The sequence below is a fragment of the Erysipelothrix tonsillarum DSM 14972 genome (genome assembly GCF_000373785.1).
Taxonomy (GTDB): Bacteria; Bacillota_I; Bacilli_A; order Erysipelotrichales; family Erysipelotrichaceae; genus Erysipelothrix; species Erysipelothrix tonsillarum.
On the sequence record NZ_KB892378.1, the window covers coordinates 381,017 to 402,178 of the forward strand.

Sequence of the window (21,162 nt, forward strand, 5' to 3'; positions counted from 1 at the left end):
ATTGATTTAATGAATTTTTAAGAATTGAATAAGATTTGGATAAGCATGCTTTGATATCATAGACGTATCAAATAAAGGAGAAACATTATGGAACACGTACTTAAAATTGAACATCTTGGCAAAACGTATGGTTCACAACACGCTCTGAACGATATAAATTTGGAAATTAATAAAGGGGACATTTATGGACTTGTTGGACGAAATGGAGCGGGTAAGACAACCCTCATGAAAGTCATCACAACATTAATCCGTCAAAGCGAAGGCACTGTATTTTTATTCGGCGAATCCTTAAACGGTGATTATAATAATGCCTTATCCCGCTCGGCAAGTATTATCGAGTCCCCTACTTGCTACGAAAACCTTTCGGCTTTCGATAACTTAAAATACTATTGCACCCTTCGCGGGATTAAAGATGCCACTGTGATTCAAGAGACGTTGGAATTTGTAGGACTTGCGGAGGTCGGTAAAAAGAAAGTGAAACATTTTTCCTTGGGAATGACACAACGACTGGGTCTCGCCATAGCACTCATTGCGAATCCAGATTTCTTAATTCTTGATGAACCCATCAATGGATTGGATCCCATCGCAATTATGGAATTTAGAGACTTACTTCATCGCATCAATACAGATTATAATACCACCATCCTCATATCCAGTCACATCCTTACCGAACTTTACCAAGTTTCCAATCGCTTTGGCTTCATTCACAATGGAACGATGATTGAACAACTTACTAAAGACGAATTAGACATAGCATGTCAAGATTGTCTGGTGGTTACCACTGATCATGTGTCGGCCCTAGCAGTCCTTCTTGATGAAGCTCGTTACAACTTCAAACTATTTGAAAAAAATGTGATTCGCATCTATGGAAACATTGATCCTGCGTATATTAATAAACTTGCTTACGAGCACAATCTTAATATTCTCGCTTTATATCGTGAAAGCGATAACCTTGAAGAATACTTTAAAAACTTAATTCAGGAGGTTACACAATGATTTATATTATCCAATCCATTAAAGCCGATCTTTTTCGTTTACGAAAGTCAAAATCAATAGTAATTATGAGCGTTGTAATTTTGCTTTTTATCGGAATATCGATTTCTACAGAATCACTAGGAACGGTAGGCGTTTCCAACGAACAAACAATGAGTTCATTAGATGGATTTAAAGAAATTGTTTGGACAGCAGATGTGACTGCGACGGCAATGCTATCACAAATTACCATCCTTATGTATTTTTTAATTGTAATCCCTATTGTTGTAATTGGGGCTGACTTTAAAAACAAAAGTTATAAAAACGTGATTACAACCGGAATCTCCCGTACTCAATATTTTATCGCCAAAGCATTGACTATTTTAATCGCTTCTTTCATTTTTTCAGTATTGTTCATCTCGATATCGACCATCCTCGCAGGTCTTTTGAACGGTTGGGGAAATATATTTGAAATGCAATTTTGTGGTCACTTACTCAAAATATTTATTATGAAATTCTTCTTTGTCTATGCCACCTTATTGATTGGCGTTGTCTTCGCATGCTTGACTCAAAATACAATTGTTATGGCGTTATCCATTATCTTTGTACCCATTATTATTCAATTTTTGATTTTAATGTTTAATCTAGGGGATACCTTTATCAAATACTTAGATTTAAGCAGTGCAACGAGTGTTGTTGGTGTATTAACCACAGTGGATACAATCCCTTATTTAATAGGTGCTGTAACACTAATCGGTGTCCTCTCCATCATATCTCTAGAAGTATTTAAGCATTCTGATCTTTAAAAATGATTGCATTAAAAAAAACCATTGCGTGAATAAAATGGTTTTTTTTTTGACAATTCTAAGGATGTCTCAGTTATTTTGTTCAAAATCACACTATTTACATTGCCTAGATCCATGGCTATCTCTGACTTTGGTGACTCCGTTCCAAGAAAACCACGATAAAAATAACATAAAAAACGCCGTACTCGACACCTGTTCTTACCTGCGGCTGAAAATAAAACTTCGAATTACTTGGAATTAAATCCATAAGGTAATAAGGTTCAAAAAGCATTGCAGTGGCATCTCTTTTTATTTGTTCTTCATAATTTAAGAATGGACTTTTTATGTCTTCGATTGTATAAAGTACTTGGTTTTCCAATCCATCAATTCGTGGACTGTAATCGTCGTAAAAGGGCATTATTTTATCATCTTTCGGAAAGTACGCAAAGGCCACTTGTCTGGTTAAGGGAGTTGTAATATTAATCATGTTATTACAGTTCAGATTGTTTTCGAGAGCGGTGCTAACAATCGCATCCAAATCAACTGATAATTTCCCAGGCGGTGATGTTTACAATGAGTCGAGGGAAACCACATCATTTTATACTCCAAAGACTGCGATATGCCCCTTGTAGTAACCACTTCACAGTAAATCGATGCATCATCTAAGTTAATGGGCGTTTTGTTAATGAGCGATTCGTGATCCAAAGAATAGATTTTAATAAACGATCCAGTAAGTGTCCCCATCTTCGGTTCGATACCCGTATCACCGCGATGTTCATCACCGAAATAATCATATACTTCAGTGGCTTGTTGTACAGCAGCATGATCTGTTTCATCCATACTCATCCAATCAACATCATAACCATAAACTGTGTTGCTTGGTAAGAAGATCTGCAAACCGAGATAACCCAAAGAAAATGTAAGTATAAATTTCGATTTCATAGCACTAGGCTCCTTCATGAGAAATCATCACAGGTCTATTTACATCTAGTATCCACTATAATACATCATTTACAATTATTTCCGTGTACGTTCTATCAATACCTGCAAAATAAAAGAGAAGACCTAGGTCTTCTCTTTTATAAATTTAATTCTTGATGGACAAAATCCACTAATTCACGGATTTTATCTTTCGCAATGTCATAATAAACACGCTTATTATCACTGGGATTATATTGAATCAGTCCATCATTTAAAAGTTCTTGAATGTGATACGAAATCGTTGCGGGGGTTAATCCCAAAATATTGGCCAATTCCTTACCGTATTTTTGTCCATCCACTAGGGCTTTTAAAATTGCGAATTTGCTTGGGTCTCCTAAATCCTTCAACATCTTGCAGGCATTCTTTTCGCTTAATCGAAAACGCTTCAAGAAATCTTCCGTCATAGATATACCAAGATACGACACATCAACCCACGAATTATTCCCCATAACGGTCGGTCGTACGACCACATCATAGTGATTCCAAACAATTCCAAAGGTATCTTTAATGTAGTCAACATAAGTGTTTTCTTCAATTCGAAGTTTCCATTCATGATAAATCGCATCAATTTCCGGTTCAAATACTTCGAGTAGTGGTTTAAGCTCCGCCCCAAGATCACGAGTGAGGGCTTGAAACTCTAATGCAATAACATCGAATGATTCAACCATCGATACCAAAGCCCATTTTTCTTCATAGGACAACGAAACTTGATTCACTAACGCAAAGATGTTTTGAGTACTTGTCGCAGGATCGATGTCTTCACTGAAATGTTCTAAGATGACCTCCTCCAACGTTGTAACTAGTTGTTGCTTTGCTTGCGCTAAATCGGTGAGGTCCGTATTAATATAATTATTATACGGAATAAAATAAAACAATGAATTTTTACTTCCCAATAGCGTTACGATTTCGGTCGCATTGGGGTACATTCCTTTTGCTTTAAGTAAAGATGGCTCACATTGTGCATAAACGGCATCAATCCGATCATGAATTGAATGCGCATCCTCGGCATAACGTGCTTCTCCTGTAATGTATCGTCGAAACATTACATAAGCTTCAAAATTATAATTCAGTGTTTTTTCAAGTTTCATATTTACTCCTTATTGTTGTTGCGCTTGTACAAAACGTGCATAGACATTTTGACTATTCACTAGTGATTCATGGGTTCCTGTTTCAGCAATCATACCATGGTCTAATACAATAATTTTATCAGCATCTCGAATTGTACTCAACCGATGCGCTGCAATCAATACCGTTTTCTCATTTCGAATGTTCTCAAGTGCTCGTTGAATTAAGGCTTCCGACTCACTATCGAGTGCCGAAGTGGGTTCATCCAAGATCAAGATGGGAGCATCACTGATTAAGGCACGGGCAATCGCAATCCGTTGTCGTTGTCCCCCGGATATTTGACTTCCTTGTTCGCCAACATGGGTATCATAACCGTCTGGAAGCGTCATAATATAATCATGGATGGCTGCTTTTTTTGCTGCAGCGATGATATCTTCATCGGTAACGGACTTCGAAGCACCCAAGCCAATGTTTTCTTTAATGCTTCGATTGAAAAGAGGTGCTTCCTGTTGTACATAAGCAATTTGTTTCCGTAAACTCATCAAATTATAATGGTCAATATTTTGACCATCAATTGAGATACTTCCCTGTTCGGTCTGATAAAAGCCAAGCAATAATTGGAAAAGTGTTGATTTACCACTCCCTGATTCACCAACAAACGCAGTCGTAGTAAAACGTGGAAGGGTAAAACTAACTGTTTTCAAAATATTTTGCTCCTTTTGATAACCAAAGGTGACATCGTTAAACGCAATTTTTGTATCACCGTTTTGTGTTTGTAAAGCAGGCAATCCCTCGCGTTGATCTTCAAGTTCAGTATCAAGCATCGCGGTAATACGATTAGCTGAGGTAGCAACTTCAAGCAAAAAGTTCCATGCCACACCGAAATTACCAAACATATAACTGATTGATTCTTGAAGTGGTAAAAGCAACATCACCTGTGCAAACTTGAATTCTGTATTCATTGACAGATAAATACCAAGGCAAAGAAATAAAATTTTCCCCACAGCGCTAAATCCATCATTCAACATCGTAACCCGATGCTTGCGTTGTTCTGCTTCAATTACTTCATCAGCATAGGATTGATTGTATCCATCATACTCAGACACGACCTTATCTTGAACGTTAAACAATCGAATCATCGTTTCATTCGATAAGATATCGGAGACATGATTGGTTGCTTCATTTTGGTGATCACGGGCATTCACATAGTGCATTTGGATTGCATCGGAATATCGCGTTGAAACCCAAACACTCACGACACCAATTGCTACCGCAATAAGGCCAAACCGATAATCCACCACAAAGGTTGTAATCAGGGCAGCAAGTCCGGCCACGGTTGGATGAATAAACATATAATTAAAACCTTGAAAATAATAATTATTCACTGTATCCGCATCACTGGTTAAAAGGGTCATCATATCGCCGGTATGGCTATCACGAATTTCAACTTCTCTTTGGCGTAAGATGTGATGAATCATGATTTTTTTCAAACGTTTTTCAGCGCGAAGCCCCCCAACAAGATTTCCAGTTTGACCAGCAATTAAAAGCGGAAACATACAGATAAAAGCACCTGTGATGATTAATAACGTCTTGAGTTCAAACACACCAAGGGTTGCTTGTTCAATTGAAACTTGGGTTATTTTCCCTAAAAGAAAACTTAATCCAAAATTCGCAAGACTCGCTAGGCTTGCACCTATAATAGAGACAAGAAATGCCCATGAGCCAATTTTTGAAATGCGTACAATGACACTGAGGACCTCTTTAATCGATTGTTTCTGTTTCATCGTCTGCTTCTCCTTTTTGTTTCGCAATCAAATGCGCATAAATACCTTGCTTTTGAATCAATTCATCATGAGTTCCTGATTCCGCGATAGAACCTTGGTCAAGAACCACAATACGATTGCAGTTTCTTAAGGTTGATAAACGGTGAGCGATTATAATTTGCGTTTGAGTTGATTGATCCATAATACTTTGGATAACTTGCTCCGTTTCCGCATCTAATGCTGAAGTTGCTTCGTCAAATAGTAGAACCGGACTTTTTTTAATAAGTGCACGTGCAATTGCGAGCCGTTGTCTTTGCCCACCGGATAAACGATTACCTTTTTCACCGACAACATAATCCAATCCTTGTGTTTGTACCAATGCGGAGAGTTGAACTTTTTCAAGACATTCCATAATCTCCGCATCTGGGGCATGCGCATTCCCATAAAGTATATTCTCTCGAATACTTTGATTCATGAGATCACTATTTTGCGATACCACCGCAAGTTGATTTCTTAAAACTTCCTTATCCCACTGCTGAATGGATGTGCCTTTAAATGATACCGTACCAGTTGTCGGTGTATAAAGCCCCAGTAAAAGATTTGCTAGGGTTGATTTACCCGATCCGCTGGTTCCTACAATACCTAGATGCTCGCCTTCCTTAATTTCTAAATTGAAATTATTAAGTACGTTTGTTTTACTTTCAGCATAACGAAAGTTTAGATTTTTAAAAGCAATCAAAGGCGCATCAGCCACGTCTCCCACTTCATGCCCAAACGCTTCACGCGGTGCATCCCAGATTGGGAAAATGCGTTCTGTTGAAACCAATAACTGTGGTATGTTTTGAAGCATGTTTGCGATAACATTAAACTCATTGGAAGCCAGTTGCACTAAGATAAAGACACTGACCATTTGCGATACTTGCATTTGTCCTTGCGCAATGAGGTAGGTACCACCAATTCCAATTAGAAAAAGGGGAAGCATTACTAATATGGAAAAAGGTGCCTGAATGAAATAAAGCGATCGAATCCCATGAATACCTTTTTGGGCAGATGTTTCCAATGCATCTTCGACCCATGATTCTGCTGTTTGATATAGACCAAATGTACGAATTGTTGTGCGATTGTTCATGATGTCTTGTGTGAGTGCATTGGTTTTACCCATTGCCTTTTTCCATGGAAGAATTAAAACGCTTGATTGTTTGGAAGCATAAAACTGTACGCCCAAGGCAATGGGCAAAAGGATTACAAAAAGCAACATTAATCGCCAATCGATGGCTAAGATGCCCAAAGACAGAATCACTAATAGAATACACGCTTTAAGGAGGGTGATGCTCATGTTGGTGGCACTCACCATACTCGAAACATCACTGCCAAGACGACCAATTAAATCACCTTGTTCTTGCTTCGAGCTAAAATCGTAAGAACTCTCTAGCAGGTTTGTGACCGTCTTGGTCTTAAACTGTTGGCGCATCCGTTCAATGAGGCGTGTTTGATACACATTAGCACCGTAAATAACGACAAGGGTTATCAAGGTCCCCACCACAAAAAGCAACAGTGTTGATTTTGTTTGTATGAGATTTCGTTGGACTACCGATTCGGTCACTTCACCAAAAGCACGTGAAGTTATAAGTTGCAGTATTCCCGTACACACAAATACAAAGAGCAAAAAAACAAAACTTTTCACACTTCCACTCTCAGACCACGTTCGTTTTAATTTTTGAATCATTTCGTACCCTCCCTTGCTAGACCTTTAATTCTGTCTAACATATCGTTAGATAAATACTAACATCATCGAACAAGGTAGTCAAGGACTTATCTAACTTGATGTTAGATGTAATTTATGAAGGCACAATAAAAAAGTCGCATAACGACTTTTTGTTTGCTTTATACATTAAGATTTTTTTACACGATCAAGATTACGCACACCCGCTTTTTCCAGCATCTTTATTTGTTCAGGTGTAACATTAGCTTCATCAACGAGGTAAATATAAAGTACTTTTTGAACCTCATTGACACCATCATCAGCTTCAAGGTGTAATTGAGTCGCCTCTTTAGCATTCGACGTATGTGAACTGACATTGATTTTAATTTCCTCTCCGAATCGTAAATCGGTCGCAAACATATCCACATTATTATTTGCTTCAATCAAATCCAAAACAATTCGGTCACCATTTTCAATGGATTCTCCATCCAAGAGATAGGAGATAGTAGGACTAATTGTATCAACGACTTTAAATGTTTCATTGACACTGGATTCGCTACCATCTGAAAATATCGCAATAATACGGAGTTCAATATCCCCTACCAGCGGCATCTCATCCTTGGCTTGAAGTAGGCTAAGAATTTCTGTGATATCAACGCTATCCGGAGCTGGATACGGTATTTTATTTTCTTTAAAATAAAGTTCAATTTGCTCTTTGCGAACTGTTTCTTCATCTAAAAGCGTCCCGTTACGAATGAACTCAACTCGAAAGGTATCGTAGTTGCTTTTTTCCGTATCAATCTGTGTTTCCAAGCCTTCACCTGTAAGATACGTATATTTTTCAAGCTGAGGGTTTTCTTTAAAGACGATTACCGGGTTCTCCGTTTTCGTAAAATGCACAATAAACGCTACAACAACAAGAACTAAAATTATTCCAATCCCAATAACATACTTCAGCTTATTCGAATTCAATGTTTTCTTCGATTGTTTCATCATGATCCTCCTCTCTATTTAATATTGGACACAATGATTACATAGATATTACACGCTTTTCAACATTAAAGATATATAAATCACAAAGTATTCAAAAATCGGACACAATAGAGCAATAACATATATGTATTCATCTGAATTAATAAAAAAAACGCATCGTTATCTCGCTCCTATTTTTTGACATATTTTCGCGTATGTTATACTAAGGGTATTATGGAGGTATTATTATGACAGTAGCAGTAATTGGTAGTTCTTTAAAACCAAATGAAAAACGAGTACCCATTCATCCCTCATTACTTGAAACAATGAACGACGATGTACTTAGAAACCTTGTCTTTGAAACAGGCTATGGTGAGCGATTTGGAGTTTCTGATGACATGCTTTTGAGTTTTACAGGCAATCCATGCCAAACCAGAAATACACTCCTGAAAACAAGCCCCAAAATCATTATGACAAAACCGATTCTTGAAGATATTAAACAAATGCAAGATCATGCCACACTATTTGGATGGATCCATTCCGTTCAAAACAAAGAAATTGTGGATGTCGGAATTGAAAAAAAATTATCGTTTGTCGCTTGGGAAAATATGTATTATGAAACAAAACGAGGCCGTGTGCACTTATTCCAAACTAATAATGAATTAGCTGGTTATTGTGCAGTGGAACATGCTTTGACGTTACAAGGAATCGATGGTTATTATGGACCACAAAAAAAAGTTAAGATCATCAGTTTTGGTTCGGTGAGTCGTGGTGCGATTCATGCACTTCAAAGCAAAGGATTTACAGATATCGAAGTCTACACATGGCGTCCTACTCACCTCATTGCTGATCGGATTCACGCCATTCATTATGCCCAATTATTTTTTGATAAGCATCACGTTTTACGTGTTGATAAGACAGACAAACCACGTTTGGTGGATGAATTCGCTCAAGCAGATATTATCTTGAATGGAATTCTCCAAAACCCGATTAAACCTGTGATGTTCATGCACGAAGAAGACATGGAACTCTTCAAAAAGTCATGTCTTATCATTGATGTCAGTTGTGATGAAGGCATGGGATTCCCATTCGCTAAACCAACCACGTTTGAAAGCCCTATGTTTAAACATGGTAACATTACCTATTATGGTGTAGATCATACCCCATCACTATTATGGGATAGTGCATCTTACCAAATTTCTAAAGGTCTTATTCCTTATCTCTATCAATTTATTTTCGATAATTATGGTGAGGTATTGGAAAATGCCGTCGACATGCGCGATGGCCGTATTAAAAACTTAAGGATTAATGATTTTCAAAACAGGCCTCAATAGATCTGCTTCAAATGCTCTTAGAGTATCTGTTGTGTTACAAAATCACTCACAACTGAGGAAATCAAAAAAGAACGCCAAGGCGTTCTTTTCTATTTAAAGAGATCAATTTCTTGTTGACTTAGGTTTCGATATTCACCTAACTTAAGTGATGAATCAAGCTCCAAAGCACCTATTTGAATTCGTTTAAGGTAAGTAACCTCATTGTCACAGTAATGCATCATGCGTTTTACTTGATGGTATTTGCCTTCCGCTATGGTAAGTAGAATTGTCGTTTCATCCACAATCTCAACATGTGCCGGCTTAAGCATATCATCATCCATGGGTATCCCCGTTTCCAAATCCACAATAAACTTCGAATCGAACGGTTTCGCCAATTCAACATAGTACTTTTTATGTACATCATTTTTCCCATGGGCCACACGGTGAGAAAATTGACCATCATTAGTAATCAATAATAAACCTTCCGTATCCGCATCAAGACGCCCTACAAAGAAAAGATCGTGGTGATACTCTTGAATCAATTCTAAAACCGAAGGATAGTCCTCCGGATTATGTGCACAAATATACCCCGCAGGTTTATGCATCATCAGATAGATATCTTTTTGATATTCAATAACTTGACCCTCAACGCAGACACAATCCGTGTCCAGATTTAACACATACCCTGCATCCCGAACGATGTCACCGTTGACACTTACTAATTTTTTTTTGACGATATTCTTGACGTCTTTACGAGTTCCAAAACCATTATGAGCTAAAAACTTATCTAAACGCATCGCATTCCCTCATTTCCAATATTAATAACTAATTCTATTATATCGTATTCATCAAGATTTCTTTTATATTTTTAACATAAACTGAATTAACAATCACACCGATTTCAAATTACATCTTAATTTAAATCTTTTTTAACCCAAGGCTTGGTCTTCTGCAATATGTTTGGTGAAATTACGATTGAAAATATCAATTTGAATCACTTTGCATAAGAATTAGTCGGCAATTATCAAGATGTCTTGGGAAGATGCTTTGTATTTATGAAATAAATGACCATCACCCCAAAATATAAAACTTCCTTTTTTAGAATTTTATTCATAAATAATTTCTCGCACACGTTGGTAGACCAATTCAAAAAAAGCGATGCCTTTACTCACGAACAAATTGGGTATTGGTAGGGAATGACCATGATGTTCATTGGGGACGATATGTACAACATCTACAATTTGCGCAAGCGAACATTGGGCAATCGACGTAATTAAAACCCTATCATGTTTTGTACTTATTTTTTTTGCAATATTTAACAAGTCATCGGTTTCTCCACTTCTACTAATAAAAATCACAAGATTATTATCAATATTCATCTTCATATCGAGTGGCGAACCATGATAACAAAAGATTCCGATTTCTGAAAAACGTTTTGTACAATAAAGCGAAATTAAATCAGAATATCCCGTCCCAATCAAAAACACTTTATCCAAGGCATGCTTCACAATAAGCTGGGCCATAACTTCAACCCCTTCTTTTTGTCCATCATCAAAACGAATTACGAGGTCGTCTTGGATATTATTATTATTTAAGATCCAATAGGTTACATGTAAAAAATCACTATAACCTGAATAACCTAATTGTTTTGTCATTTTAACAATATATGTTGTAGATACAAATGTCTGATCAGCAACTTCGGTAATCGTAGGCTTATGATGCGCTTTCAATTTATTGATAATATAATCATAAATACGATTTTGTGTTTCGTTTAGATGATAATTGTTATTCATGCAGCACTCCTCCATTAAGTCAATTATATCAAAATATTGAGCCTTGATGTAAAGTATTTCGTACTCTATAGACACTTATAAAAAAATCAACTCAAGCTTAATGCTTAAGTTGATTCTTACTTATAAATTATTAGATAGTGTATTAGCTTCTTTGTTACTTATCGTTTCAGCATCACTTGTTTGACTGTCTTTTTCTTCTTCTAAATACTGATGATCTAGAGCTCTAAAGAATGGCCAATAAATAAGACCCGCTAGAATCGTTACGACTAATTGAAGCGCACCACCTTTCCAACTGTTACACATTAACCAACCACCCACGATGAGTGGCGTTGTCCATGGTATTGTAACACCAGTTGGATAAGGCACAATACCAGTCTTCATCGCGAACCAAGATACTAAAATGGATACTGTAGGCGCTAAGAAAAAGGGGATGAGCATGGTTGGATTAAGAACAATTGGTAAACCAAAGATGACCGGTTCATTTACATTAAATAATCCCGGTACGATGGATAATTTACCCAGTGATTTCATGCGCTCGGATTTTCCTTTAAAGGTCATGAGAACCGTTAAGGGGAATGTTAATCCGGTTCCACCTAGAAAAATGAAGAAATTCGCATAATCCATCGTCGCAATATGCGGGCGAATTAAGTTAATACCTTGTTTGAATATTTCAAGGTTTTCAAATCGTGCAGCATACCACAGTGGGTCCATAAAGGCTCCTGTGACTGAAGTTCCATGAATACCAAACACCCATAAGAACGTATTTAAAAATGATGCAAAGAGCGTTCCACCAAGTGTCGTACCAATACCGACTAATGGAGCTTGAATTAATTCTATAATCATATTGGTTACGGTACCATAAGGTGTCGCACCTACGGCAAGGCGAATTATTAAGAATAGTGGCAGAATAATAAATGCTGGAACTACCGCTGAAAATTGATTTGAGACAAAAGATGGTACCGATTTTGGAAGTTTAATACGAACGTCTTTGTGGATTAAATAAGCATAAAGTCGTGTCGTAATTAAAGCTGTTAACATTGCCATGAAGAGTCCACGTGCTTCGAAATCTATCGAAGCAAATCCGCCATCATCCGTTTGCACAAGTAGGATAAAAAATGCACAGATTGAGATAACAATTGCGGATATACGATCCACTTGTTCTTGTTCAGCAAGTGAGTTTGCAACACCAATCAAGGAAAGCAGTGATACGAGTCCAATAGTTGCTGGTACTAAAATTGACCAAGCCCATTCACCCCATATTTCCCCAAATACGGATTCCATAAATGCTTGGAAAGCTGGTACTGGAAAATCAGCAATCAAAATACACATTGAACCAAAAATTAAAACGGGCATCGCAACCATCAATCCATGGCTTAATGCAATTAAGTATTTATTCTCCGCAAATTTCAATGATAACGGATAAAGTTTTTGTTCAATAAAATTTGTTAATTTATGCATAGATTCCTCTTTCTCGGTCTATCGACTTCTTTTTAAAGTTGGGAAATAGTCACCGTTTACTGCAATGTACTCATCAAGAATTGTACGTGCAATATCCGTATCAACAACAGTACGATTTACTACAAGTGATTGAAGTGCCTTATCATAAGATTCTTCCAATACGGCCTCTACAGCAAGCTTCTCAGATGCATATTGAGCTTCAAGCAATCCTTTCTCAAACGTTCCTGCCTTACCAAAGTGTAAAGGCTCAGCTCCATTTGCGCCTACGCGACATGCAACTTCAAGCATCATGCCATCGTCAAGGTTTGAAACAACGCCTTCATTAGGAACAATCAACAGAAATATATCGTTGCTATTATGAAGAATACTTAATGCAAGTTCAATTATATATGTAGCGTGCGCATCATTATGTGCAATCGAAGCACTCTTAATTGAATCTGTATCATTTGAATATTTGATGTCTAAATCAAATTCAGTACCTCGCATTTTCCCCGCTTTTGCCACTTGCTTACAGAAGGTAAAAACACGTTTTTCACGACCATCAATAACAGCATTCGTCCGTGTATAATTTGGGTCTGTGTGTTTAACCATATCTTGTGGATACAAATAGTATTGGAGGTATGTATTGGGTAATGAGTGTGGATAATCTCTTACCATCTTTTCAAGATGCTTGAAGGTAAATGTCCAATACTCATCGTTCTTTCCCGAAAATCCAAGACGATCATCAACATCCCCTTCATACAATGCGTCAATGATTTGGGGTAAAACATCTTCCCCTGTTTTTTTATCATACATTGCAGTGAACCACCCAAAATGATTTAAGCCATAATAACGTGGTTCTACATCTAAACGCGTTTTATTAGCGAGGGGGCAATAAACATCCATGATTGAAATAGGCATATCACAAATATTAATAATTCTGTGGTCATTTGGGAAAAGAACTTTACACATTTCGGCAACAATTGCTGCTGGATTTGAGTAATTTAAAATCCATGCTTCCGGTGAGTAATATCTAAAATCCTCGATGAATTCTTTCATTGCTTTAACACTGCGTAATCCATATGCAAAGCCACCAGGACCACATGTTTCTTGACCAATGACACCATACTTAAGTGGAATTTTTTCATCTTTCTCGCGCATTTCCAGTCCACCAGGACGAATTTGCACAAACGCAAAATCAATTTCTTTGAACGCAACTTCTTTATCCGTTGTTACGATATATTCTTCCAGTTCTGGATAATATTCACGGAAAAGAACTTCACCATAATCACCTACAATATTTTGTCGAGCAGCATCAATATCGTATAGAACAACCTTCCTTACATGAAATTTATCTTTAACCAAACACAGTAATTCCAACATATCCGGTGTATAAGTACTCCCCCCACCTACAAACACCACATTTACTTTTTTCATTAATAAACCCTCCTTATATTAAAACTATATCAGTTAGATTCTAATAATTTTTTTTAAAACGGTTAAAAATGTAACCGCTTTATATATCCATCATAGAAATCAAGAAATAATCTAGAATTCAACTTAAAATTAAGTATTAGGAACACGTGCGAAAATTATGAGCAAATGTCTCAAAAAAAATATATAAATTAAATTAATTTATAAAAAAAGGAGCTTTTGCTCCTTTTTAGTTCTCATCTTCAAAAAGATAATATAGATACTGTTGAGGTCTATTCATAAATGATGAGTAATCCCTGACAATAGGGTGTTCATCATAAGACATCGATGTAATGGTCTCATCAAAATAATATATTTTAGCATCAGGATAAGCTAACAAGATTGGCGAATGCGTACAAATTATAAACTGACTCCCTTGTTTTACATAGTCATTAATAAGTGTCATCAGTGTTAGTTGATTCTGAAAAGAAAGTGGGGTTTCGGGTTCATCCAATAAATATAGCGTATTTGGACGAAGTTTAGAGGCAAAGAAGCGTATATAACCCTCACCATGGGAGGCCTCCTTAAGTTCTGTCACCATCTTATCCATGTGTTTTCGATTTCCTTCATGCATTCCAAGTTCAATTAAAACTCCCATGCTGCGATTTTCACCATGTCTCTCTAAAGCATCCTCATACATTTTTTCATTCTCAATTTCTTCTTCAGATATCCAATTTAGAAATGAATAAAAATCCTCAGATTGAAAGTAATAACCGCGTTTTAATCGGGAATGCCATGCCAAAGAAAATCGATCATAACGATGAGCTTGATAATCTATTTTTTTTGAAACCGAGTAACTATTGGATTGATGTGCTATCGCTCTTAATAACGTAGATTTCCCTGAGCCATTTTCACCTGTGAAAAACACCACAGATGAATCTAAGTCTAATGTATTAAAATCTATTGTATTGTAAGGATAAACATTTTCATCACTTAACTTTGAAACTTCTATCAACATAATTCTACCTCTTTTTTATTCTCTGTAACGATTTTTCGCCAAAAACAACTATATAAATTCATCGCTCCTCTTTTAAAAAAATCTACCCCCCGATACAGCACTATTTAGTACTGAATTTTAAATTCGTCAGGAATCTTTGCAAACCAGGAATATCACACCGACCTATATCGTTTCTACTGCAATATATTTGCTTTCTATGTGTTGTTCACTTTCAAAATGACTTATGATCTTTATCTACAATTATATCTTATATTTTCCTATTGATGAATCTATTAATGGTTGAGGAACACTATAGAAAAATAAGGCAATGAATGTTCGATATAATTCGGTCATAAACTATAAATTTTTTTCTTTAACCATATTAATTATATTAATTAAGCCACCCTCAATTCTTCCTCCAGCAGTTCTATTAGTACAAAATTCAGGCGAAAAATAAGAGATAAACTCATCCTCTCTTTCAAATGTATACTCTGTATCATATGCAAAGATTCTACTTGTATCCAATGCTCTATACGAATCAATAGACATAATTGACCTTTCAACTGCCCCCATTGGGTAGAGCAGCCTATCAAATTGTTTGGATTGAGACCAGTGTTCTCGAATCCTTTTCATAATATTTCCTGATGTTCCAGTATAAATCTGACAGTATTCGTCTAGAATCATCACATAATACCCTGACTTACCATTGTATTCATTCAAATTTGATACTTCCTCAAACATTGGAAATTTATTTATAAAACTATCAGTTTCCTTTTTAAATTTTTCTTTGGATAAAGAAGCAAAAAAATTAATATGTAAGTCAAAATTCTGCAAACACTCTTTTTGATGTTCAATACACCATTCATCAGTATAGAATTGCCCTTTCTCATCTTCGTAAATTTTCACTTTTTTTCCATTTACCACTACTTCTTGATTTGGATCAAACCAACCTTCATTTTTCATTAATTCATATTTTTTTTCACTAAATAGTGAACTTCTTTTATTGATAATCGCATAATTTTCTCGTACTAATTTTAACCCTTTTTTTCCTGGTAAAACAACGACTCCAAAATGTAACATTATCTTCTCTCCTTTACAATCCTATTATATAGTATTTATTTCTATAATCTAAATAATCTAAAATAGTGTTCTCCTTGTCTCCTTTTTTAGTTATCCGTCTCACTTCATTTTCTCTTCTTTAATAAATTATTTTTATGAGCTAAAGAAGTTAATATAATAACAAAAGTAAACTCTCTCTTTACATAGATGTTCTTCCACTCTTTTTATGTTTTGTTAAAAAAATCAACTAATTTATCAATTAACATGTTGTCAATTTTAAAAACTAACCCTGTATACCCGCTTTGCTTTTAAAACATTTTCCATAGACCCTTCACGAAACTCTAAAAACTAGAGACGTTATTCTCTATCGGTGCAAATTGATTATATTATTACACTTTCTTTAAGTTCATTTAACGATACTCAAACCCATCCAAGTCGTTTGAGTACCATAACTATTTCTATTTATTTCTTGAAATTACAACTATATCTTTTTCTAAGCAAGCTTATATTGATTAACAATTGCTTGCTAACCGTCTTAGAGTTTGAAAAAAATTCATTAATTTTTTTAAGATCATAAATAAAACAAAATATTTTCAATTTATAGTGAGTCAATTTACTTGTGATAATCTCTCTCCAACTTACAATATTGACAAGTCCTAATAAGAAGAATATATTTGAATTAATGATTTGAAAATATGACATTAATCTACATAACTTTGATATTTTCAATTTTGCGACTAATGTCGTCACTATAAACTTTTAATATGTGTTTTTAATTTCTTATATTCAGACTTCATACTTTTTGTATCTGAAAAAAATATTTATAAAATTACATAATTAATTCCTTTGTTTTGTCGAAGGGACTATATTAATTTCTGTGAAATAATAATAATGATAATATTATTCCTCGATTGTATTGATAAATAGATGAATGCACAACTTTAGCTATATTTATTACCTGTCTAAGAAAAATCTAGATAAATATTCTATTGTTTTGTTCTAAAATTATAAAAATATAAAGTCTTATTTACTCATCGTATCTCACAACAAGTAGCGCTAGAAAGTAATGCACTGCTTTTTTAAAAGGAGGTTTAATATGCTTATAGAAATCAGTAATTTATCCAAAATTTTTGGTGATAACATCGCATTGGATAATGTTAATTTATCAATAAAAGAAAAAGAAATAGTTGGTCTTTTAGGACCGAACGGTGCTGGAAAGTCTACACTTATGAAATGTTTGTGTGGCTTAATGAATCCCTCTTCTGGCACAGTTTGTACTTACAACTGCAGTATATCTTCAGTCATAGAAGGCCCCGGCGTATATTTAGATCTCACAGGACGGCAAAATTTAAAATTTTTCGGATCTCTTAAGAAGGTTACACAAGAAAAAATTGACTTTTGTAGTGATTTAACTAAATTGGGAAGTAATCTAGACCGAAGAGTGTCAACATATTCCATGGGTATGAAACAGCGAATTGGTCTTGCTGTTGCTTTACTCAGTGAGCCTGATTTGTTGATTCTAGATGAACCAACAAACGGATTAGATATCGAGGGTATTACAGATTTTTTAGAGGTTTTGGAATTAATTCGTAGCAACTTTAATACAAGTATATTATTGTCGTCCCATAAACTTGATGAAGTCGCAAAAATCTCTGATCGTTTTGTCTTTATTGATCATGGAAAAATTCTTGGTGAAGTGGAAAATATCCCACAATACGAGAACATCATTGATTTTAAAAGTAAACAAAATAAATCTAGTGCTTTTTTTAATGAATACAATGTAACTAAGATTAACCACGATTCCTATAGAATGACCTTAGCAGATAATGAAAATTTAGACTGTGCAATAAATAAAATAATTAAAGAACAAAATACTATCATAGGTATTGATAAAAAAATGATTAATTTAGAATCCATATATCTAAATATTATAGGTAATAAAAATGACTAAACTCATACTTTTAGAATTAAAAAAATCTATATTGCAGAAGAAAATGATTTATTTTATTCTCTTGGGTTTTTTAATTATTTCTGTATTCTTGGGGTTTATGTTTATACAAGAACAACAATTTATAAGTTCAGAAAATAATTATTATGAGAACCTGAGTAGAGAGTATCAAAAGCTGATTGACATCAATAGAAATCAAAAGAAAATAGAGGTTATTTCTAAAGATGAAATGGATTCCCGTAATAATTATTATAATAAAATGAGACAATATATCTATACACATGAAATGAGCATCAATAATAAATCTAAAAACATGGCTGATCTCCATCATACAAAAGACTTTTTGATTGAACAAAGTCACGGAGTGTCGTTAGCATTTGACGAAGTGATGATCAATAACCCTAAATGGGTAGATAAACTCGATAATGACTTAGAATTGACTGAGCTTTTAATAGAAAGAAATATAAAGCCCTACTATTCTCCTTACTCAATAAATAGTTTTAATTTATTATATCAAATGGTCGAATCACCTGGCTTTATTGTTGCAATGATAATTTTGATATTATTGTTTTCTTCCGATTTTATAAGTGATGATTTTGAGTCAGGAGCATACAAAACCTATTATTGCAGAGGCGCAAATTTAAGAAAAATATATATTTCGAAAACAATAACGGGTCTGGTGTTCTGTTTTATGAATCTTATAATTCTAATTGTTTCATCATTTATTATTGGTTACGTAGTGGGTGGACTAGGAAATCCTCAGTACCCTGTTGTTACTCTTAATTCAAATCAAATCGTTCATATTAGAATTGGTTTATTAAAATTATTAGGTTTAGTTTTGATTAACGGACTGATTGGTCCAACAGTTGGATTGATATTAAAAAATAAAAACACTATTTTAAATTATTCTATTATATATTGTTTTGTACTCCACATAAACACTACCATCACAAAAATAGAAATGCTTAATTTTTTGCCAAGTAACGCACTTCTGTCAACGGGAAATACTTTGTATATTTTATATAATATAATCTTTGCATTTTGTTTATGGTTTATAGGACTATATGTCTTCGTCACAGTTAGGTGGGAGCGTTAACATGACTAATATAATAAAAAGTGATTTTATAAATTTCTACAAGAATACATTTTCTTATATTGTTATTATTTTGTTTACTATATTATCCATAACAATCCTTAATAGTTATGAAAATAAATACTTTGGTAATATTAACAACAACTCAAGGTTTGATTATCATATGAATAATGAATTTATTATGATGCTTTTTGAAGACTATGATGATTTGAATAGTGAGCTTAATCAGTATAATATTGAAATTACTAAAAATATACAAGATAAAAATATTGACGAATATTTAACGAACCAGGAAAAATTTGATTTTACTTACTTGTTAAATGTCTATAATTCCATGAGCAAAGGTGAAAAAGAAAACTATGCTCAAAGAGTCGATTTACTTTACCAGATGATTAATGATAAGGGTTATCAAATTAACACGCATAAAAAAATGCATGGTATCAACCTAGAAACGTTTGATTATTTAGTAGCCTCTCAATATGTCAATATGTATGGGAAGACCCTCGATTATACCCCCATAAAAGCATATCAGAATACTGGATCCAGTTCTATTTTTAATTATATTAGAGATATATTACCAATTTTTCTTCCCCTTATGATACTAATAGTTTCACTCTTTGTATTCGGAAGAGATCGTAATAGTAAAATATATGAAACACTTTTACAGTCGGTTTCGAGAAATACTTTGTTTACAAGTAAAATAATCTCAATATCACTTATAGTTCTGTCCTTGGTAATCATACAGATAACTTCTCTATCTATATATTATGGTTTGATCTTTGGGTGGCAATTTGAGATTCCTACATTAATTAATAAGAACATGATGATTGATTCATCAAAGTTACATAAAATGATGTTTACATACTCAATCAAAACAACAACCATAAAAGATACTGCTGCTATAGGAATCAATGTGGTAGAATTTTTTGATCCAATTTATTATTCTGAAAATTTAGTATTTATTAAACTAAGCATATTTTTACTTGCAACAATTCCTCTTATAATTCTTAATATCATATTCTTAACTCTTTTGGTTATGTTACTTTACACATCGTGGTTAAAAAGCAATAAATTATTTCTTGTATCAACTGTTATTGCAGGATTAATCCTTTTATTTTCCTTCTATTCTCCCTTAGGAACATATTCCCCATTTTACTACCTAAACTGTGTTCATCTCTTATGTTCTTTCTTTTCTCCACCAATTTTACAAGGGTATCTTGTTATTATAGGTTGGATACTCATCTGTTTCGTAATAATATTTAAAATTTCTAGTCACATAGATTTCAAATAATTACTTCTTTCAGTCCAATTGGATTTGCTAAAACAAATACCTTATCTTCTCATATCGATTAATATTATAATAATTATACATCTTGTATTATTTAAGATATATAAATTTATTATTAAGAGTTAGTTTTAATTTATTGACACTTAAATCATTCAAGTTTAACTATAGAAAAAAGAGTCCCAAGAATGTATCTTGAGACTCTTTTTTAATTATAAACTAGCACCCGTGAGCAATCCTAATACAGTTCCAATTATATAATAAAGAAAGGAAACTTCACATTTCTATTCTAACGCACAATAATCTATCTTCGTTTATGAATTTTATCATAGATAAAACTTCAGATTCTTTAAGAAACATAACTAATCCTCAATCTTAATTTAGAGGAATCTTTGATTATGTTCAGGTCGTTGAACAGATCAGTGAACTAACCTTTGAAAATGCTTGTACACTCTTTGAAGAAACTGTCGTAGAAATGGATTCCAAATTTCGATACAGCCAAAATCGAGTTTATCAATTCTATGTGAAGTGTAAACGTCCTAGAACGCTCATTACGCCATCCGGTAGAATCACTATCAATCAAC

18 protein-coding genes are annotated in these 21,162 nt (G+C 34.4%); 6 read left to right on the forward strand and 12 right to left on the reverse strand.

Annotation, left to right across the window (positions count from 1 at the left end):
• Positions 1 to 87 precede the first annotated feature (87 nt).
• Together B096_RS0105405 and B096_RS0105410 are read left to right on the forward strand one after the other, a co-directional pair.
• A complete protein-coding gene (locus B096_RS0105405; protein WP_018579740.1) occupies positions 88 to 996 on the forward strand; it encodes an ATP-binding cassette domain-containing protein in 909 nt (302 codons plus the stop codon).
• A complete protein-coding gene (locus B096_RS0105410) occupies positions 993 to 1,778 on the forward strand; it encodes an ABC transporter permease (protein WP_018579741.1) in 786 nt (261 codons plus the stop codon). The genes B096_RS0105405 and B096_RS0105410 overlap by 4 nt, the downstream gene beginning before the upstream one ends.
• Before the next feature lie 118 nt (positions 1,779 to 1,896).
• On the opposite strand, the gene B096_RS0105415 is transcribed toward B096_RS0105410, so the two are convergent.
• From B096_RS0105415 to B096_RS0105440, 6 genes are all read right to left on the reverse strand, one after another.
• Positions 1,897 to 2,244 carry a hypothetical protein gene (locus B096_RS0105415; protein WP_156813115.1) on the reverse strand — a complete coding sequence of 116 codons (348 nt, stop codon included), beginning with the start codon at positions 2,242 to 2,244 and terminating at the stop codon, positions 1,897 to 1,899.
• 11 nt (positions 2,245 to 2,255) lie between these two features.
• Complete coding sequence (locus tag B096_RS0105420; protein WP_018579743.1) at positions 2,256 to 2,699, reverse strand: hypothetical protein; 444 nt, start codon at positions 2,697 to 2,699, stop codon at positions 2,256 to 2,258.
• A gap of 137 nt (positions 2,700 to 2,836) precedes the next feature.
• Positions 2,837 to 3,826 carry an ArsR/SmtB family transcription factor gene (locus tag B096_RS0105425; protein WP_018579744.1) on the reverse strand — a complete coding sequence of 330 codons (990 nt, stop codon included), beginning with the start codon at positions 3,824 to 3,826 and terminating at the stop codon, positions 2,837 to 2,839.
• Positions 3,827 to 3,835: 9 nt separating this feature from the next.
• Positions 3,836 to 5,587: an ABC transporter ATP-binding protein gene (locus B096_RS0105430; protein WP_018579745.1), complete on the reverse strand. Its 1,752-nt coding sequence runs from the start codon at positions 5,585 to 5,587 to the stop codon at positions 3,836 to 3,838.
• Positions 5,565 to 7,292: an ABC transporter ATP-binding protein gene (locus B096_RS0105435; protein WP_018579746.1), complete on the reverse strand. Its 1,728-nt coding sequence runs from the start codon at positions 7,290 to 7,292 to the stop codon at positions 5,565 to 5,567. Before B096_RS0105435 ends, B096_RS0105430 begins: the two co-directional genes overlap by 23 nt.
• Positions 7,293 to 7,457: 165 nt before the next feature.
• The gene (locus tag B096_RS0105440) at positions 7,458 to 8,261 is read right to left on the reverse strand and encodes a hypothetical protein (RefSeq protein WP_018579747.1); all 804 of its coding nucleotides are present in this window, start codon (positions 8,259 to 8,261) and stop codon (positions 7,458 to 7,460) included.
• A 227-nt stretch (positions 8,262 to 8,488) separates the two neighbouring features.
• On the opposite strand from B096_RS0105440, the gene B096_RS0105445 reads away from it, so the two are divergent.
• Positions 8,489 to 9,574 (forward strand): Rossmann-fold NAD(P)-binding domain-containing protein, encoded by a 1,086-nt coding sequence (locus B096_RS0105445; protein ID WP_018579748.1) that lies wholly within the window; start codon positions 8,489 to 8,491, stop codon positions 9,572 to 9,574.
• Positions 9,575 to 9,663: 89 nt separating this feature from the next.
• On the opposite strand, the gene B096_RS0105450 is transcribed toward B096_RS0105445, so the two are convergent.
• From B096_RS0105450 to B096_RS0105475, 6 genes are all read right to left on the reverse strand, one after another.
• Positions 9,664 to 10,350 (reverse strand): pseudouridine synthase, encoded by a 687-nt coding sequence (locus tag B096_RS0105450; protein WP_018579749.1) that lies wholly within the window; start codon positions 10,348 to 10,350, stop codon positions 9,664 to 9,666.
• Between the two features lie 309 nt (positions 10,351 to 10,659).
• Positions 10,660 to 11,346, reverse strand: a complete 687-nt coding sequence (locus B096_RS0105455; RefSeq protein ID WP_018579750.1) for a MurR/RpiR family transcriptional regulator — start codon at positions 11,344 to 11,346, stop codon at positions 10,660 to 10,662.
• 120 nt (positions 11,347 to 11,466) lie between these two features.
• Positions 11,467 to 12,804, reverse strand: coding sequence for a PTS sugar transporter subunit IIC (locus B096_RS0105460; protein ID WP_018579751.1), 1,338 nt, complete (start codon positions 12,802 to 12,804; stop codon positions 11,467 to 11,469).
• 18 nt (positions 12,805 to 12,822) lie between these two features.
• Positions 12,823 to 14,220, reverse strand: coding sequence for a family 4 glycosyl hydrolase (locus B096_RS0105465; protein WP_018579752.1), 1,398 nt, complete (start codon positions 14,218 to 14,220; stop codon positions 12,823 to 12,825).
• Between the two features lie 226 nt (positions 14,221 to 14,446).
• On the reverse strand, positions 14,447 to 15,214 hold the full coding sequence (locus tag B096_RS0105470) for an AAA family ATPase (RefSeq protein WP_018579753.1): 768 nt from the start codon (positions 15,212 to 15,214) through the stop codon (positions 14,447 to 14,449).
• A 336-nt stretch (positions 15,215 to 15,550) separates the two neighbouring features.
• A complete protein-coding gene (locus B096_RS0105475) occupies positions 15,551 to 16,273 on the reverse strand; it encodes a hypothetical protein (RefSeq protein ID WP_018579754.1) in 723 nt (240 codons plus the stop codon).
• A 1,075-nt stretch (positions 16,274 to 17,348) separates the two neighbouring features.
• Between B096_RS0105475 and B096_RS0105480 the strand changes: the two genes are divergently transcribed.
• Genes B096_RS0105480 through B096_RS0105490 form a run of 3 tightly spaced genes read left to right on the forward strand, consistent with a single transcriptional unit; the run spans position 17,349 to position 20,584 of the window.
• Entirely contained in the window at positions 17,349 to 18,203 is an 855-nt protein-coding gene (locus tag B096_RS0105480) for an ABC transporter ATP-binding protein (protein WP_018579755.1), read from the forward strand.
• Positions 18,196 to 19,296 carry an ABC-2 family transporter permease gene (locus tag B096_RS0105485; protein WP_018579756.1) on the forward strand — a complete coding sequence of 367 codons (1,101 nt, stop codon included), beginning with the start codon at positions 18,196 to 18,198 and terminating at the stop codon, positions 19,294 to 19,296. Before B096_RS0105480 ends, B096_RS0105485 begins: the two co-directional genes overlap by 8 nt.
• Position 19,297: 1 nt before the next feature.
• Positions 19,298 to 20,584: an ABC transporter permease family protein gene (locus B096_RS0105490; RefSeq protein WP_018579757.1), complete on the forward strand. Its 1,287-nt coding sequence runs from the start codon at positions 19,298 to 19,300 to the stop codon at positions 20,582 to 20,584.
• Positions 20,585 to 21,162 lie beyond the last annotated feature (578 nt).

Coding starts and splice junctions, on each gene's coding strand:
- B096_RS0105475 (WP_018579754.1), bottom strand. CDS start 16,273: ATGTTACATTTTGGAGTCGTTGTTTTACCAGGAAAAAAAGGGTTAAAA.
- B096_RS0105420 (WP_018579743.1), bottom strand. CDS start 2,699: ATGAAATCGAAATTTATACTTACATTTTCTTTGGGTTATCTCGGTTTG.
- B096_RS0105470 (WP_018579753.1), bottom strand. CDS start 15,214: ATGTTGATAGAAGTTTCAAAGTTAAGTGATGAAAATGTTTATCCTTAC.
- B096_RS0105410 (WP_018579741.1), top strand. CDS start 993: ATGATTTATATTATCCAATCCATTAAAGCCGATCTTTTTCGTTTACGA.
- B096_RS0105455 (WP_018579750.1), bottom strand. CDS start 11,346: ATGAATAACAATTATCATCTAAACGAAACACAAAATCGTATTTATGAT.
- B096_RS0105480 (WP_018579755.1), top strand. CDS start 17,349: ATGCTTATAGAAATCAGTAATTTATCCAAAATTTTTGGTGATAACATC.
- B096_RS0105465 (WP_018579752.1), bottom strand. CDS start 14,220: ATGAAAAAAGTAAATGTGGTGTTTGTAGGTGGGGGGAGTACTTATACA.
- B096_RS0105485 (WP_018579756.1), top strand. CDS start 18,196: ATGACTAAACTCATACTTTTAGAATTAAAAAAATCTATATTGCAGAAG.
- B096_RS0105460 (WP_018579751.1), bottom strand. CDS start 12,804: ATGCATAAATTAACAAATTTTATTGAACAAAAACTTTATCCGTTATCA.
- B096_RS0105450 (WP_018579749.1), bottom strand. CDS start 10,350: ATGCGTTTAGATAAGTTTTTAGCTCATAATGGTTTTGGAACTCGTAAA.
- B096_RS0105445 (WP_018579748.1), top strand. CDS start 8,489: ATGACAGTAGCAGTAATTGGTAGTTCTTTAAAACCAAATGAAAAACGA.
- B096_RS0105435 (WP_018579746.1), bottom strand. CDS start 7,292: ATGATTCAAAAATTAAAACGAACGTGGTCTGAGAGTGGAAGTGTGAAA.
- B096_RS0105440 (WP_018579747.1), bottom strand. CDS start 8,261: ATGAAACAATCGAAGAAAACATTGAATTCGAATAAGCTGAAGTATGTT.
- B096_RS0105425 (WP_018579744.1), bottom strand. CDS start 3,826: ATGAAACTTGAAAAAACACTGAATTATAATTTTGAAGCTTATGTAATG.
- B096_RS0105430 (WP_018579745.1), bottom strand. CDS start 5,587: ATGAAACAGAAACAATCGATTAAAGAGGTCCTCAGTGTCATTGTACGC.
- B096_RS0105490 (WP_018579757.1), top strand. CDS start 19,298: ATGACTAATATAATAAAAAGTGATTTTATAAATTTCTACAAGAATACA.
- B096_RS0105405 (WP_018579740.1), top strand. CDS start 88: ATGGAACACGTACTTAAAATTGAACATCTTGGCAAAACGTATGGTTCA.
- B096_RS0105415 (WP_156813115.1), bottom strand. CDS start 2,244: ATGATTAATATTACAACTCCCTTAACCAGACAAGTGGCCTTTGCGTAC.